This is a genomic window from Micromonospora sp. CPCC 205546 (assembly GCF_036902715.1).
GTDB lineage: Bacteria > Actinomycetota > Actinomycetes > Mycobacteriales > Micromonosporaceae > Micromonospora.
This window is the reverse complement of the sequence record NZ_JBAKHL010000062.1, coordinates 22,328-37,196: the sequence shown is the minus strand read 5'-3', so window position 1 is coordinate 37,196 and position 14,869 is coordinate 22,328. Positions and strand designations below refer to the sequence as shown.

Annotated in this window: 12 protein-coding genes; 8 read left to right on the top strand and 4 right to left on the bottom strand. The window is 72.8% G+C overall.

Annotated features, from left to right (window positions below; genetic code table 11):
• Nucleotides 1-310: 310 nt before the first annotated feature.
• The gene (locus V6U77_RS23925; protein WP_334608877.1) at nucleotides 311-2,410 is read left to right on the top strand and encodes an alpha-1,4-glucan--maltose-1-phosphate maltosyltransferase; all 2,100 of its coding nucleotides are present in this window, start codon (nucleotides 311-313) and stop codon (nucleotides 2,408-2,410) included.
• Nucleotides 2,398-4,500, top strand: coding sequence for a 1,4-alpha-glucan branching protein GlgB (gene glgB / locus V6U77_RS23920; protein WP_334608876.1), 2,103 nt, complete (start codon nucleotides 2,398-2,400; stop codon nucleotides 4,498-4,500). The genes V6U77_RS23925 and glgB overlap by 13 nt, the downstream gene beginning before the upstream one ends.
• Here glgB and V6U77_RS23915 read toward each other — a convergent pair.
• Nucleotides 4,456-4,839: a hypothetical protein gene (locus tag V6U77_RS23915; RefSeq protein ID WP_334608875.1), complete on the bottom strand. Its 384-nt coding sequence runs from the start codon at nucleotides 4,837-4,839 to the stop codon at nucleotides 4,456-4,458. The two genes, glgB and V6U77_RS23915, sit on opposite strands and share 45 nt — an antisense overlap.
• 758 nt (nucleotides 4,840-5,597) lie before the next feature.
• On the opposite strand from V6U77_RS23915, the gene V6U77_RS23910 reads away from it, so the two are divergent.
• A complete protein-coding gene (locus V6U77_RS23910) occupies nucleotides 5,598-5,852 on the top strand; it encodes a type II toxin-antitoxin system Phd/YefM family antitoxin (protein ID WP_334608874.1) in 255 nt (84 codons plus the stop codon).
• On the top strand, nucleotides 5,849-6,223 hold the full coding sequence (locus V6U77_RS23905; RefSeq protein ID WP_334608873.1) for a type II toxin-antitoxin system VapC family toxin: 375 nt from the start codon (nucleotides 5,849-5,851) through the stop codon (nucleotides 6,221-6,223). The genes V6U77_RS23910 and V6U77_RS23905 overlap by 4 nt, the downstream gene beginning before the upstream one ends.
• A 55-nt stretch (nucleotides 6,224-6,278) precedes the next feature.
• Here V6U77_RS23905 and V6U77_RS23900 read toward each other — a convergent pair whose 3' ends face one another.
• Nucleotides 6,279-8,315, bottom strand: a complete 2,037-nt coding sequence (locus V6U77_RS23900) for a family 10 glycosylhydrolase (protein WP_334608872.1) — start codon at nucleotides 8,313-8,315, stop codon at nucleotides 6,279-6,281.
• Between the two features lie 131 nt (nucleotides 8,316-8,446).
• Nucleotides 8,447-9,571, bottom strand: a complete 1,125-nt coding sequence (locus V6U77_RS23895) for an FAD-dependent oxidoreductase (RefSeq protein WP_334608880.1) — start codon at nucleotides 9,569-9,571, stop codon at nucleotides 8,447-8,449.
• Nucleotides 9,572-9,592: 21 nt separating this feature from the next.
• Between V6U77_RS23895 and V6U77_RS23890 the strand changes: the two genes are divergently transcribed.
• Nucleotides 9,593-10,327, top strand: coding sequence for a TetR/AcrR family transcriptional regulator (locus V6U77_RS23890; protein ID WP_334608871.1), 735 nt, complete (start codon nucleotides 9,593-9,595; stop codon nucleotides 10,325-10,327).
• Between the two features lie 35 nt (nucleotides 10,328-10,362).
• Here V6U77_RS23890 and V6U77_RS23885 read toward each other — a convergent pair whose 3' ends face one another.
• Nucleotides 10,363-11,403, bottom strand: a complete 1,041-nt coding sequence (locus V6U77_RS23885) for an App1 family protein (RefSeq protein WP_334608870.1) — start codon at nucleotides 11,401-11,403, stop codon at nucleotides 10,363-10,365.
• Between the two features lie 178 nt (nucleotides 11,404-11,581).
• On the opposite strand from V6U77_RS23885, the gene V6U77_RS23880 reads away from it, so the two are divergent.
• The 3 genes from V6U77_RS23880 (at nucleotide 11,582) to V6U77_RS23870 (ending at nucleotide 14,839) form a co-directional block, all read left to right on the top strand.
• Nucleotides 11,582-13,201 (top strand): ArnT family glycosyltransferase, encoded by a 1,620-nt coding sequence (locus tag V6U77_RS23880; RefSeq protein ID WP_334608869.1) that lies wholly within the window; start codon nucleotides 11,582-11,584, stop codon nucleotides 13,199-13,201.
• A 63-nt stretch (nucleotides 13,202-13,264) separates the two neighbouring features.
• Nucleotides 13,265-14,062, top strand: coding sequence for a peroxide stress protein YaaA (gene yaaA, locus V6U77_RS23875; RefSeq protein WP_334608868.1), 798 nt, complete (start codon nucleotides 13,265-13,267; stop codon nucleotides 14,060-14,062).
• Between the two features lie 102 nt (nucleotides 14,063-14,164).
• Nucleotides 14,165-14,839 (top strand): hypothetical protein, encoded by a 675-nt coding sequence (locus V6U77_RS23870; RefSeq protein WP_334608867.1) that lies wholly within the window; start codon nucleotides 14,165-14,167, stop codon nucleotides 14,837-14,839.
• Nucleotides 14,840-14,869: the final 30 nt, after the last annotated feature.

The window sequence follows — 14,869 nt, the reverse complement described above, 5'->3', positions numbered from 1 at the left end:
CGCCGACGAACTCAACGACCGCCCACGGATGACCCTGGGCTGGGCCACCCCAGGTGAGAAGATGACCCAGCTACTTGGTGTTGCAACCACCGGTTGAGCCCGCCTCAAGGGGCCATTTCGTACCAAGATCTACGCCGCCACCACCCACGCCCGCCAGCCGCCGCACCTTGCGCGACGACGGCGGACTCGAGCGGTTGCGGGCATCAGGTGTCCGCCGGGCCCTTAGCGGACCTCTCTGGACACGTTCGGGAGGGAGGGCGATGGGGTGCTTGGCCGCGCGCGAAAGGATCTCGCGCAGTAGGTTGAACCGGTGACTGGACGGTTCCCGATCGAAGACGTCTCCCCCGTCGTCTCCTGCGGTCGCTACCCGGCCAAGGCCGTGGTCGACGAGCCGGTGCCGGTGTCGGCCCGCGCCTACCGGGAGGGCCACGACGCGCTGGGCTGCAACGTGGTCTGGCGGGGTCCCGGCGGCCGGGCACGGCCGTTCACCCGGATGCGCCCCGGCGAGCCCGGGCAGGACCGCTGGCACGCGGTGATCCGCCCCGACGCGGTCGGCGAGTGGGTGTTCACCGTCGAGGCGTTCCAGGACCCGTACCTGACCTGGCAGAACGCGGTCACCAAGAAGATCGCCGCCGGTCAGGGGCCGGAGGACCTGGCCAACGACCTCGCCGAGGGCGTACGGGTGCTGACCGCCGCCGTCGAGCTGGTGCCGGCCGGCGACGCGGAACGGGTTCGCGCGGCGGTGGCGGCGCTGGGTGACGCCGGGAAGGAGCTACCCCGGCGGGTCGCCCCGGCGCTGGAGCTGGCCGAGCTGCTCTGGGAGCACCCCGTCCGCGAGCTGGTCACCGCGGGCGAGGAGCACCGGCTCTGGGTGGACCGCCGGCGCGCGCTCTTCTCCGCCTGGTACGAGTTCTTCCCCCGCTCCGAGGGGGCCGTCCCGGCGACCGTCGACGCCCCGGCGCGCTCCGGCACGTTCGCCACCGCCGTCGAGCGCCTGCCGGGCGTCGCGGCGATGGGCTTCGACGTGCTCTACCTGCCGCCCATCCATCCGATCGGCCGGGTCAACCGCAAGGGCCGCAACAACGCGCTCACCGCCGGGCCGGACGACGTCGGCTCGCCGTGGGCCATCGGCGCCGCCGAGGGTGGCCACGACGCCATCCACCCCGACCTGGGTACGCCGGAGGACTTCCGCGACTTCGTGGCCGCCGCCGCCGAGCAGGGCCTCGAGGTGGCGCTGGACCTGGCGTTGCAGTGCGCGCCGGACCACCCGTGGGTGACGGAGCACCCGGAGTGGTTCACCACCCGGGCCGACGGCAGCATCGCGTACGCGGAGAACCCGCCGAAGAAGTACCAGGACATCTACCCGCTGAACTTCGACAACGACCCGGAGGGCATCCGGGCGGAGGTCCTGCGGGTGGTGCTGCACTGGGTCGGCGAGGGCATCCGGATCTTCCGGGTCGACAACCCGCACACCAAGCCGTTCGACTTCTGGCACTGGCTGATCGCCGAGGTCAAGAAGGTCGACCCGGACGTGCTCTTCCTCGCCGAGGCGTTCACCCGGCCGGCGATCATGCACGGGCTGGGCAAGGTCGGCTTCACCCAGTCGTACACGTACTTCACCTGGCGCACGTCGGCGGCGCAGATGCGGGCGTACTGCGAGGAGCTGGTCGAGGCGGCCGACTACATGCGGCCCAACTTCTGGCCCAACACGCCGGACATCCTGCACGAGTCGTTGCAGCACGGCGGCCCGCCGATGTTCAAGATCCGGGCGGTGCTGGCCGCGCTGCTCTCCCCCTCCTGGGGCATGTACGCCGGCTACGAGCTGTTCGAGCACACCGCCCGCCCCGGCGCGGAGGAGTACCTGGACAACGAGAAGTACGAGCTGCGCCCCCGCGACTGGGCCGGCGCGCAGGCGCAGGGCCGCTCGCTGGCGCCGTTCATCGCCGTGCTCAACCGGGTACGCCGGGAGAACCCGGCCCTGCACCAGCTGCGCAACCTGGTCTTCCACGAGATCGACAACCCGGCGCTGCTCTGCTGGTCCAAGCACGACCCGGAGACCGGCAACACGGTCGTCGTGGTCTGCTCGTTCGACCCGCAGGGCGTGCAGTGGGGCAACACCACGCTGGACATGCCGGCGCTCGGGCTGGACTGGCACGACCGGTTCACGGTGCGCGACGAGCTGACCGGCGCCAGCTACGACTGGGGGCAGCGCAACGCCGTGCGCCTCGACCCGTACCTGCAACCGGCGCACGTGCTGACCGTGCGCCGGCCGACCCCCGAACCCGCCGCCGGCCCGGCGTCGGCGACCGGGGCGCCGGACCTGACCGTCGCCGACGTTCCCGACGACCTCTCGGGCGGCACCGCCCCCACCGCTTCCGCCCAGAAGGACGACGACCGATGGACCAGCTGATCGCCGGCGCCACGCACGACCCGCACGCCGTCCTCGGCGCGCACCCGGCCGACGGGCGGACCGTCGTCCGGACGCTGCGCCGGGGCGCCGCCGACGTCGCCCTCGTCGTCGACGGCGAGCGGCACCGGATGCGGCGGGTGCACGACGTCGGCGTGTTCGAGGCGGAGGTCGAGGGCGAGGTGCTCGACTACCGCGTCGAGGTCGACGGCCGCAGCCACGACGACCCGTACCGCTACCCGCCCACCCTCGGCGAGCTGGACCTGCACCTGATCGCCGAGGGCCGCCACGAGCGGCTCTGGGAGGCGCTCGGCGCCCGGGTCTTCGACGAGGGCGTGGCGTTCACCGTCTGGGCGCCCAACGCGCGCGGCGTGCGGGTGGTCGGCGACTTCGCGGGCTGGGCGCCGGACGACGGCTGGCCGATGCGCTCGCTCGGCGGCAGCGGGGTGTGGGAGCTGTTCGTCCCCGGCGTCGGGGCGGGCGCCCGCTACAAGTTCCGGATCCTGGGCGCCGACGGGCAGTGGCGGGACAAGGCCGACCCCCTGGCGGCGTACGCGGAGGTGCCGCCGGCCACCGCGTCGGTGGTGCACCGCTCGACGTACGAGTGGGGCGACGCCGACTGGCTGACGCGGCGGGCCCGACGGCAGCCGCACCAGGAGCCGATGAGCGTCTACGAGGTGCACCTCGGCTCGTGGCGCCCCGGCCTGGGCTACCGGGAGCTGGCCGAGCAGCTGACCGCGTACGTCACGGAGCTGGGCTTCACCCACGTGGAGCTGCTACCCGTCATGGAGCACCCGTTCGGCGGCTCCTGGGGCTACCAGGTCACCGGCTACTACGCGCCCACGTCCCGGTTCGGCGACCCCGACGAGTTCCGGCACCTCGTGGACGCCCTGCACGCCGCCGGGATCGGCGTGATCCTGGACTGGGTGCCGGCGCACTTCCCCAAGGACGAGTGGGCGCTGGCGCGCTTCGACGGCACCGCCCTCTACGAGCACCCCGACCCGCGCCGGGGCGAGCACCCCGACTGGGGCACGTACGTCTTCGACTTCGGCCGCCCGGAGGTGCGCAACTTCCTGGTCGCCAACGCGCTCTACTGGTGCGACCAGTTCCACGTCGACGGGCTGCGCGTGGACGCGGTGGCCTCGATGCTCTACCTGGACTACTCCCGGCAGGAGGGGCAGTGGCTGCCCAACCGGTACGGCGGCCGGGAGAACCTGGAGGCCATCGCGTTCATGCAGGAGGTGAACGCGACGGTCTACAAGCACCACGCCGGGGTGGTGATGATCGCCGAGGAGTCGACCGCCTGGCCGGGGGTCACCCGCGCCACGGCAGACGGCGGGCTCGGCTTCGGGTTCAAGTGGAACATGGGCTGGATGCACGACACCCTGCTCTACACCTCGAAGGACCCCGTCTACCGACAGCACCACCACCATCAGCTCACGTTCTCCCTGGCGTACGCCTGGAGCGAGAACTACGTGCTGCCGATCAGCCACGACGAGGTGGTGCACGGCAAGGGCTCCCTCGCCGGCAAGATGCCCGGCGACACCTGGCAGCGGTTGGCCAACGTGCGCGCCCTGCTGGCGTACATGTGGGCGCACCCGGGCAAGCAACTGCTCTTCATGGGCTGCGAGCTGGCCGACGACCGGGAGTGGAGCGAGGAGCGCGGCCTCGACTGGTACCTGCTGCACGACCCGGCCCGCGCCGGGGTGCAGCGGCTGGTCGGTGACCTGAACCGCGTCTACCGGGACACCCCGGCGCTGTGGGCGCAGGACACCGAGCCCGCCGGCTTCCGCTGGATCGCCGGCGACGACGTCGCCAACAACGCTGTCTCGTTCGTCCGGATCGCCCCCGACGGCGCGACCCTGGTCTGCGTGGCGAACTTCTCCGCCCGGCCGCTGGAGGACTACCGGGTGGGGCTGCCCGCCGGCGGCACGTGGGCGGAGGTGCTCAACACCGACGCCCACCACTACGGCGGCTCGGGGGTCGGCAACCTGGGCGCGGTGCACGCCGAGGACGTGCCGTGGCACGGGATGCCCGCCTCGGCGGCGCTACGGGTCCCGCCGCTGGGCGTGCTCTGGCTCAGGCAGGCCTGAGCAGCCCGGGTTGAGACTCCACGGAACGGTCACCAGATCCATCAGAAACATGCGACCGAAACGAACCTGACGCTGGATCGGCCCCCTCCCGAGAGGGTGGACCGAGAAGTAGGCGGCCTGGATCGCGCCGGTCACGATCGTCGTGAACACAGAAACGCAGAAGACCAGGATGAGCGGAACAATCACCACCACCATTGCCGTCTGGCTGATCAGGTGACTGGACCACAAGATCTGGGTCAGAGCCCCAAGACCGGCAGCCAGGAACGCCAGGCGCCATGACAGCACGAACAAGCGGTAGGACTTACGCCTCCTGACCGCGTCCAACTGGTCCTGGGACATGCGGATCTCCTCACCCTCGAACGCAGTCAACACCACCAACGCCCTCTTACCATCGGAAGGTCACCGGGCTCCATGTGCGACGGTGCGGCCCCGCAAGAGTCCCGTACCGTCGCGCCGGGATCAACATGTCGAGTTCCGACGTGGCCGCAGGCATGCCTGATCCGCCTCACGGGCTCGTCCCGGTAGGGCTCGACGCGGCGTACCGACCAGACGAAGCCGGGCCCGTTCGGGGACAGAATCCGAACAGAAAAGCTGCCCCCGGGCCTCGTCCTGACCTCGATCACCGACTCGCCCACCGGTGACGTCCCGGAGTGCTAGCGACTTCCGACGAACTACGGATTCTCCGAGCGCGGGAATTCCCATGAGTCGCAGAGGGGCGAACAGTAGCCGGGCGTCGGTGAGGACGAGAAGCACCCCGAAGGCCGACAGCCGGGTGCCCGGAACGGGGAAGTAGGCACGTTGGGTGAAGAGCACCCTTTCCTCTGCGCTCAGCGGTGGCATCGCATACTCACCATGGGTCTCGCCCTTCCCGGCTTCGCGTCGCTGACAAAGCTGGCGCACCCGCGCAAGTTCCACCCGACGGCGGCGCTACGGGTCCCGCCACTGGGCGTGCTCTGGCTGCGCCAAGACTGATCATCCGTGGCCTGCCGGTCGGGCGGGACCGGGAGCGCACCGGTCCGGTCTGAGGGCCCGGCGTGAATCCGTGGCACGTCCGAGCAGGGCGGACTAAGCTGCTAGCTAACCGGGGAGGTGGAGCGATGTCGGCGGAAGCGGCGCACTACAACATGCACGACGCGAAGACCCACCTGTCGCGCATCATCGAGCGGGTGGAACGCGGCGAGGAGATCATCATCGATCGGGCAGGCACCCCGGTGGCGCGGGTCGTTCCGCTGGTGCGTCGGGTCAATCGCACCGCTGTCGGCTCCCTCGCCGGGCAGGTCGACCTGTCGGGCGACTGGGACTCCCCACGCACCAACGCGGAGATCGCCGCGGACTTCGGCCTCGGCGAATGACCCTGCTCCTCGACACCCACGTCGCGCTGTGGGCCATCACCGGCGACGCCACCCTTTCGCAGGACTTCCTCGATCGGCTGCGCCACGACCCGGACATCTTCCTGTCCCCGGTCAGCCTGTGGGAGATCACCATCAAGCAGACCACCGGGAAACTCGTGGGACCGGCCGACCTCGCCGAACGGGTACGGGACATGGGCTTCCGCGAACTGCCCGTGACCCACGCCCACGCCATAGCCGCAGGGCGCCTCCCGTCCCATCACCGTGATCCCTTCGACCGGATGCTGGTGGCGCAAGCGGTTGCCGAAGGCCTGGCGCTGGCAACCCGCGACGCGTCGATCGCGTTGTACGACGTGGAAGTCCTCAAGGTGTGACAGCAACTGGGCCTGGGGTACGCGATGACGCATCCCAGGCCCAGTCCAGCTCGGATCAGAGGCGCGTGATCCGCACCGCGTCGGCGACGACGTACCCCTGGGTGCTGGTCCAGCGGCTGACCCCGACGACCTGGCGCGTCCCCGCGGCGAGGTCGTAGGTGCCCAGCACCCGCCACTGGCCGCCGCCGGTGCGCTGGTCGACCCTGACCGTCACGGTTCCGCTCGCCGTCGTCACCAGGTACGGCGTGGCGCTGTTGTAGCCGGGGTCAGCCGGATACCAGACCTCGACCCGGTACGAGCCGGCGGCCGGCAGCGTCGCGGTGAACCAGGCCGGGTCGCTGACCGCCTCCGGGCTGGCGAAGCGGTAGTTGGCGCCGTAGCGCGCCGGGAGGTACGACGACGTGCCCCAGGTGGCGGCTGCGGTGAAGCCGCCGGCGGTGGCGTTGTCCACGATCACGCTGAACGTGCCGCCGGTGCCGGTGACGAGCCGCGCGTTGCTGGCCGGGCTCTCGTGGTGCAGCCGGTCCAGCGCCGTCACCAGATAGCGGTACGTGGAGCCGGCCGCGGCCGTGGCGTCGGTGAACGTCCCGGTGCTGCCCGAGGCGCGGACCGTGCCGAGCAGGTGCCGGGCGTCGGCCAGGTCGCAGGCGTCGACCGCGCCGTCGCCGGGCAGCCGGTACACCGCGTACGCGGCGCTGCTTCCCGTGGCGCCGCGCTGCCAGGTGAGGGTCACGCCGCCCGTGCCGCGTACCGCCGAGGTGAGGTTCGGTGCGGCGGGCGCGGCGCCGCCCATCCCGGCCGGCGCCAGTGCGGGCCGGCGGTAGTGGTCGGTCGCCACCCGGGAGACGGCGCCGATGCGGTCGGCGCGGACGTCCTTGGCGCTGAAGTGGATGTCGCCGACGACGCGCGGGTGGCTGCGGTTGAGCGTCAGGTGGTCGGTCAGCTCGGCCGGGTCCTGCCAGGCGGCGTCCTGTCCTGACGCCCCGGCGCGGTAGGTGGCCTGCCCGACGAGCAGCTGCACGTCGGTACCGGTCACCGTCTCGGACCACCAGCGGACCAGCTCGGCGTAGTCGGCCGCCGGGTGGCCGATGTGCCAGTAGACCTGCGGGGCGATGTAGTCGACCCAGCCCTGCTTGACCCAGCGGCGGGTGTCGGCGTAGATCGCGTCGTACGACTGGAGGCCGGTGGTGCGCGAGCCGAGCGGGTCGGTGCCGGCGTTGCGCCAGATGCCGAACGGGCTGACGCCGAGCTTGACCCACGGCTTGGCCGCCCGGATCTTGTCGCGCATCTCCCGGACCAGCAGGTTGACGTTGTTGCGCCGCCAGTCGCCGATGGTGCTGAAGCCGGCGCCGTACTGGGCGTAGGTCGCCTGGTCGGGGAAGACCACCCCGCTGACCGGGTACGGGTAGAAGTAGTCGTCCCAGTGCACCGCGTCGATGTCGTAGCGGCGTACGGCGTCCATCATCGCGTCCTGCACGAAGGCGCGGACGGCGGGGATGCCGGGGTTGTAGTAGAGGTGTCCGCCGTAGGCGACCGTCCAGCCCGGGTTCTTGCGGGCCGGGTGGCCGGCCGCCAGCTTGCTGAGGTCGGTGTGGTTCGCCACCCGGTACGGGTTGAACCAGGCATGGAACTCCAGGTTGCGGGCGTGCGCCTCGGCCACCATGAAGGCCAGCGGGTCGTAGCCGGGATTGCCGCCCTGGGTGCCGGTGAGCCACTGCGACCACGGCTCGTAGGTCGACGGCCAGAACGCGTCGGCGGCGGGCCGGATCTGCACGACGACGGCGTTCATCCGCCGCTGCCTGGCCAGGTCGAGCCAGCCCCGGTACTCCGCCTGCTGGGCGGCCGGGGTGAGCCCGGTGCGGCTGGGCCAGTCGATGTTGGCCACGCTGGCGATCCACATGCCGCGCAGCTGCCGCTTCGGGGTGGCCGGGTCGGTCATGCAGGCCGCCTGGGCGGCGACCGGCACGGTGTCCGGCGCGGTCTCCGGCCCGGCGGGCCCGGAGGCGGGAGCGGCCGCGGGGAGGGCCGCGCCGAGCGCCAGCGCCGCCGCCAACGCCAACCCGGACAGGTATCGACCATAGTCTCTGCGCACGAAAAGATGTTCAATGTTGCCGGCCCGTTGCGCAAGTATCCTTCACAAGTTTCACCGAGCGGAGTCGCTTCGGCACCGGACAGCGAGGGGCGGCCCACGAGGCTGGGCGGGGCCGGCCGCGCTGCGCGTTGTCAATCCGCGGGTGCCGGCTCGGTGGGCCGTGGTGTGAAGAAGCGGACGATGTCGTCGGCTGCGGTGCGGGACAGCATCATGGCCTGGACCCGTGCCGACATTTCGGCGATCGGATGGATCCTGGCGAACATCGCCTCCTCGTACGCCTGGATCGCCGAGTCGGGGTCGGCGGGGTTGTCGGCGAGTTCGGCGGCGAGTTGGGCGGCGTCGAGCATGGCCTGGTTGGCGCCCTCGCCGACCGGCGGCATGAGGTGCGCGGCGTCACCGATGAGGGTGATGCCAGGCTGGTGGGCCCAGCGCGTGCCGGTGGGCATCGCCTCGATCCTGCGTGGGGTCGGCGGGCTGTCGCCGGCTTCGATGAGTGCGGTGAGGCTGGGGTCCCAGCCAGCGAACATGTCCAGCAGAGCGCGCTTGCTGCGGTAGGTGTCCAGGTGACGATCGTCCGCGCGCAGGGAGACGCCGACCCGGATGCTGCCGTCGCCAAGGCGTTGTGCCGCCAGGATCTGGTTCACGCCGACGCACCAGAGGTTTCCGGGGCCGACCAGATCGGCGAGATCCGGGTGGCGCCGGTCGGCATCGCTGATGCTCAGCTCGACCAGGGTGGCCACGCAGGACAGTCCCGCGTCGGTCAGCAGCGATCGGACGACCGAGCGTGCGCCGTCCGCGCCGATGAGGACGTCACAGTCGGCGCCGTGGCCGCCGTCGAACGTCAGCCCGAATCCGCCGTCGGGTCGTGGCGTCACCGCGACGAGCCGGTGCTGCCAGGCCACCGCGTCACCGGGGAGCGAATCGAGCAGAAGATCACGCAGCGCGGCGCGGTCGATCTCGGGGCGCCCGGTGAATGAGCCGGGTCGTGGCGTGTGGTGCACGAGGGTGCGTCCGGCCGGGTCGAGGATGCGATGTTCCTCGCCCTCCGGCCGCGCCTCGGAACGGAATCGGCCGGCGAGACCCGCGTCGGCCAGGGCCCGTTGCCCCGACTCCGGGTGCAGATCGAGCGATCCGCCCTGCGATCGCGCGGATCGGCCTGCCTCGCGTTCGTACACCACCGCGCCGATGCCGCGCCGGCGCAGGATCCGGGCCAGCGTCAGGCCGCCGAGGCCACCGCCGGCTATCGCAATTCGCATCAGCATCTCCGTTACCGTACGGTGTATCTCGTGGATACGCCGTACGGTAGCGCGTCGCTGCCCGTGTGGGAACGGCCCGAGCCTCAGCCGCGGGCGGCGCCGGTTCCGCTGAGCCGCGCGAAGATCGCCGCCACGGCGATCCGACTCGCCGACGCACACGGCCTCGACGGGCTGTCGGTACGCAAGATCGCCAAAGAGCTCGGGGTCGGTCCGATGCGGCTCTACGACTACGTGACCAACAGGTCCGAACTGCTCGATCTGATGGTCGACGCCGTGTACGCCCAGATCGCCGAGGCCGATCAGCACTCCGAGTGGCGCGCCACGATACTGGCCATCGTCCACCGGACCCGCGATGCCGCTCTTGAACACGAGTGGTTCGCCGACCTGCTCGGCGCAAGGCCACACCTGGGACCGCACGCACTCGCCGTGGGCGAATCGACCGCGGCGGCGCTCAGCCAGGCCCCCGGCGTACGCGGTATCGACGATCTCCAGCGGGCTGTGGGCGCGCTCAACGCGTTCATCGTCGGGGCGCTCCGCAGCGAGGTCACCGAGCGACGCACCGCCCGTTCGACCGGCACCGACGTGTCCGCCTGGCAGGCCGCTCTCGGGCCCTACCTGACACGCATGCTCGAGACGGGCCGCTACCCCACCGTCGCCCGGCTCGTCATCGACGGCGCCCATCTCGACGCCGAGGAGACCTTCCACCACAACCTGATCACCATCCTGGACGGCATCACCAGCCATCCCCGCACGTGACCTACCGCTCGCCGGAAGTACCGGGCGTCAGGGGATCAGACCAGGCCGGCGCCGCGCAGCAGTTTCCACAGCCCCGCGCCGTCGGGCGCGGAGAGCCACTTCTGCCCCACCGGCCCCGCCGACGACTCACCGCCCGGGGTGGGCAGGCTACCGGCCAGCACCGCCTGCGTGGGCGACAGCCGGCGGATGCCCACGCCGGCCACGTTCTGCGGGTGGGCGGCGGCGAACTCGCGGTAGATCTCCGGGTCGTGCTGCCCGTCGTCGCCGACCAGCAGCCACTTGACGTCCGGGAACTCCCGGGCCAGCCGGGCCAGGGTGACCCGCTTGTGCTCCCGCCCGCTGCGGAACCAGCGGTCGGCGGTCGGCCCCCAGTCGGTCAGCAGCAGCGGCCCGGCCGGGTAGAGGTGCCGGGACAGGAACCGGGTCAGCGTCGGCGCCACGTTCCAGGCGCCGGTGGAGAGGTAGAAGACCGGGGCGCCGGGGTGCGCGGTGACCAGCCGCTCGTAGAGCACCGCCATGCCGGGCACGGCGTTGCGGGCGTGCTCGTCGAGGACGAACGTGTTCCAGGCGGCGAGCAGCGGTCGGGGCAGTGCGGTGACCATGACGGTGTCGTCGATGTCGGAGAGGATGCCGAAGCGCACCTCGGGGTCGAGGATGCGTACCGGGGCCTCCACCGGCTCGGCGTCCGGCAGGCTGATCCGCACCGAACCCCAGCCGGGCGGCAGGTCCGCCTCGACCATGGCGTCGACGAACCCGCTGCGGTCGGCCCGCGCCTCGTGCCGCTTCCCGCCGGCCTCGATGGTGACGGTGACGTGCTTGGCCGGCAGCGTGGTGAAGCTGCGCCACCCGCGCACCTTCTCCAGCCGGCCGCGCTGGCGGGTGTCCGGCCGGCCCAGCAGCACCCGGCACATCACCCGCACCCAGCCGGGCGCGCCGTAGCCGGTGTACGCGATGACGTTCGTCCGCCAGCCGGTGCGCCGCAACCGGCGCTCGACCAGCGAGTGCACCGCGTCCTCGATCCGCGCGGCCCGGTGCAGGTTCGGTACGGCCAACTGGCCGGCGGGAGTGGGTGGCACGTCAGCAACCCTGCCACAACCCGGGCTCCTCGGCCACGCGAGGCGATCTTCCCCGGCCGCCGGAACCGGCCGCCATGCCCGCCGTGGTCCGGCGGATCGTCCGCGCTGCGCCGATCCGCCCCGCCCGGCGCCGGCGGCGTGACACACTCCGGTCGGGACGACGACGGGGGCGTTGGTCGTGTCACAACCAGTGCGCAAGCGTGGGCGGGGGCGCCCGCAGCTCGACCGGCCGGCGCTCGTCGCGCTGCTGCTCGGGCTCGCCGGGGTCGGCTACCGGCTGGTCCTGACCCTGCACACGGTGCCCGTCTCCAACAGTGACGAGGCGACGTTCGGGCTGGCCGCGCTGCACATCGCGCAGGGCCGCGAGCTGCCGGTCTTCCTCTACGGGCAGCGCTACATGGGGGTGCTGGAGTCCTACCTGGCCGCGCCGCTGATCGCGGCGGCCGGGCCGGGCTGGCCGCAGCTGCGCCTGCCGCTGCTGGTGCTCTACGCCCTCTTCCTGTGGCTGATCCACCGGCTGACCCGGCGGATCTGCTCGCCGTGGTTCGCCGCGTTCGTCGTCGGCCTGCTGGCCCTCGGCGGGGAACGGGTGGTGCGCGACCAGCTCACCGTGGTCGGCGGCCGTCCCGAGGTCAAGGTCGCGGTGCTGCTGATGCTGCTGATCGCGGTGGGACTCGCCCGGGGCACGGTGCGGCACCGCCGGCTCGCCGTCGGGCTCTTCGGCCTGCTCGCCGGGGTGGCCGCCTGGTCGGACTGGCTGATCCTGCCGTACCTCGCGGTGGCCGGGCTGGCGCTGGCGTGGGTGGCCCGCCGGGAGCTGCTCGGCCTGGCCGGGGTGCTGCTGCTGGCGGGGTTCGCCGTCGGGATCGCGCCGATGATCCGGGACAACCTCGTCGCCCCGCCCGGCGAGGACTCGCTGTCGGTGTTCCGCGAGATCAGCACCAAGGCGGGGCCGACGCCGCCGTGGTCGCGGCGGCTCGACGGCGGCCTGCTGGAGGGGGTGCCGCTCGCCGCCGGCCTCTGCCCGGTGGACGGCTGCGCCCGCTGGCAGGGGTGGTTCGGGCTGCTCTACCCCGTGCTCCTGGTGGTCGCCGCCGCGCTCGCCGTCCTCGCATACCGCCGGGCCGCGGGCGCCCCACGCCGCGAGCGGGTCGGCCCGGTGGTGCACCTCGCGCTGGTCGTCGGCGCGATGCTGACCCTGCTGTCGTACGTGCGCAGCCCGCTCGCCGCCACCAGCCCGCTCGACAACGCCCGTTACCTGTCGGTGCTCCAGCTCTCCCTGCCGGCGGTGCTCTGGCCGCTCTGGCTGGCGGCGGTCGCCTGCTGGCGGGGCACCGTCGGGGCGCTGGGCCGGCTGGCCGGGGCGCTCGCCACAGCGGTGCTCGCCGCGCTGACCGCGACCACGCTGGTGGTCACCGTGCTGTTCGCCGTCGCGGGCACCGAGGTGTCCCGGGTCGAGGAGCGGCAGGCCCGCGAGCTGGCCGACCGGCTGCGCGCGGGCGGCCCCCACGAGGTGTACGGGGACTACTGGACCTGCAACCGGCTGATCTTCAACACCGCCGAGGAGGTGGTGTGCGGGGTGCTCGACGGCGAGCTCACCCCCGGGCAGAACCGCTACCCCGCGTACTGGCGGCAGGTGGGTCGCGCCGACCGGCCCGGGTACGTGCTGGAGGCCGGCTCGGCGGCGGAGCGGCGGCTACGCGGGCTGCTGGGCGACCGGGCCGACGCCGCGTTGGTCGCCGACGTGGGCGGATATCGCGTCTACCACCCGCAGACGCCGGTGCGGCCGTGGCGGTAGGGCCGGCCCGTACGCTGGCCGGACCGGCGCGCGGACGCCGCGCCGAGCCGAGGAGTCCAACCGATGCTCATCCTGCTGCCCCCCTCCGAGGGGAAGGCCGACGCCGGCACCGGCCGGCGGCTGGACCTGGCCCGGCTCTCCCTACCGGAGCTGACCGGCGCCCGCGAGGAGGTGCTGGCGGCACTGGTCGCGCTCAGCGCCGACGGCGACGAGGAGGCGGCCCGGGCGGCGCTGGGGCTCAGCGAGGGCCAGCGCGGCGAACTGCGGCGCAACGCCCGGCTGCGGGCGGCGGCCACCGCGCCCGCCGCCCGCGTCTACACCGGGGTGCTCTACGAGGCGCTCGACCTGGCCTCGCTGCCGGCGACCGCGCAGCGGGCGGCGCGCCGCTCGGTGCTGATCAGCTCGGGTCTCTGGGGCGCCGTACGTCTCGACGACCGGATTCCGCCCTACCGGTGCCCGATCGGGGCGCGGCTGCCGGGGCTCGGCGCGCTGTCGGCGTACTGGCGGCGGGCGCTCGCGCCCGCGATGGCCTCGGCGGCCACCGACGGGCCGGTGCTCGACCTGCGCTCCGGCGCGTACGCGGCCACCTGGACGCCCCGGGGCGAGGTGGGCGAGCGCACGGTGACCGTCCGGGTGCTGCACGAGCGGGAGGTCGACGGCGTGCCCGTCCGGTCGGTGGTGAGCCACTTCAACAAGGCGACCAAGGGCCGGCTGGTGCGCGACCTGTTGAGTTCCGGCGCCCGGCCGCGCACCGTCGATGGGCTGCTGGCCGCGCTGCGCGAGCTGAAGTATCCGGTGCTGGAGCAGCCCGGCCCGCCCGGCCGACCACGTCAGGTCGATGTGATCGTCACCGAGCTGTAGGGCAGCCGCAAGATTTCCTCAAGGCTGGGGCGGATCGGTTTCCCTGTCGGCGTCGACGGGCCACGGTATGGAGACCCCCGACGCCGACAAGGAGTGCCTGAGTTGGCTTCCGCACAGATCCTGCTCGACCGGCCGCGCCTGCCCTCGACCCCGCCGCCGCTGGACTGGTCGACCCTGGCCGACGCGTTCGAGGCCGCCTGCCTGCTGCGCTGCACGCCCCCGCCGGCCGTCGCCGGCACCCGCCGGCCGTCGACCGAGCACCGCCCCCCGTCCGTGGAGTTCAACCGGGAGGAGGCGGCGCACCGGATGGCGCAGCTGCTCGGCCGGCTGGACGTCCCCATCGAGCACGAGGTGACCGTCGGCGGGCTGCGCCGCCGCTACGAGCTGCACCGGCTCTCCGTGCCGCACCCGCACCGTCCGGCGTACGCGCGGACGCTGGAGGCCGGCTGGCGGCAGGGCCGGCGCGAGCTGCTGGGCGCGCCGGTCCCCGGCGCGTCGACCGTACGGCGGGCCTGGCGGCCCCGGCTGGCCGCGGCGGCCTGGCGGGCCGCGCTGCTCGCCGGGGGACGCCACGTGCGCCGGCACATCCTCGGCGTCCGGATCACCGACCGGGAGCTGGCCGCCATCCTGGTGCGCGGGGCCGCTCTGCTGGACGTTCCGGCGCTGCTGCGCCCCGGCACCGGGTGTTACCTGGTCTGCGTCGCCGACGGCCCGGACCGCCAGCGGATCCTACACAGCACCGCACTGGGTCCCGCTCCCGTAGCCGCCCGCTCCTGATCGCCCGGCGGGCGCGATCGGCGCCCCCCG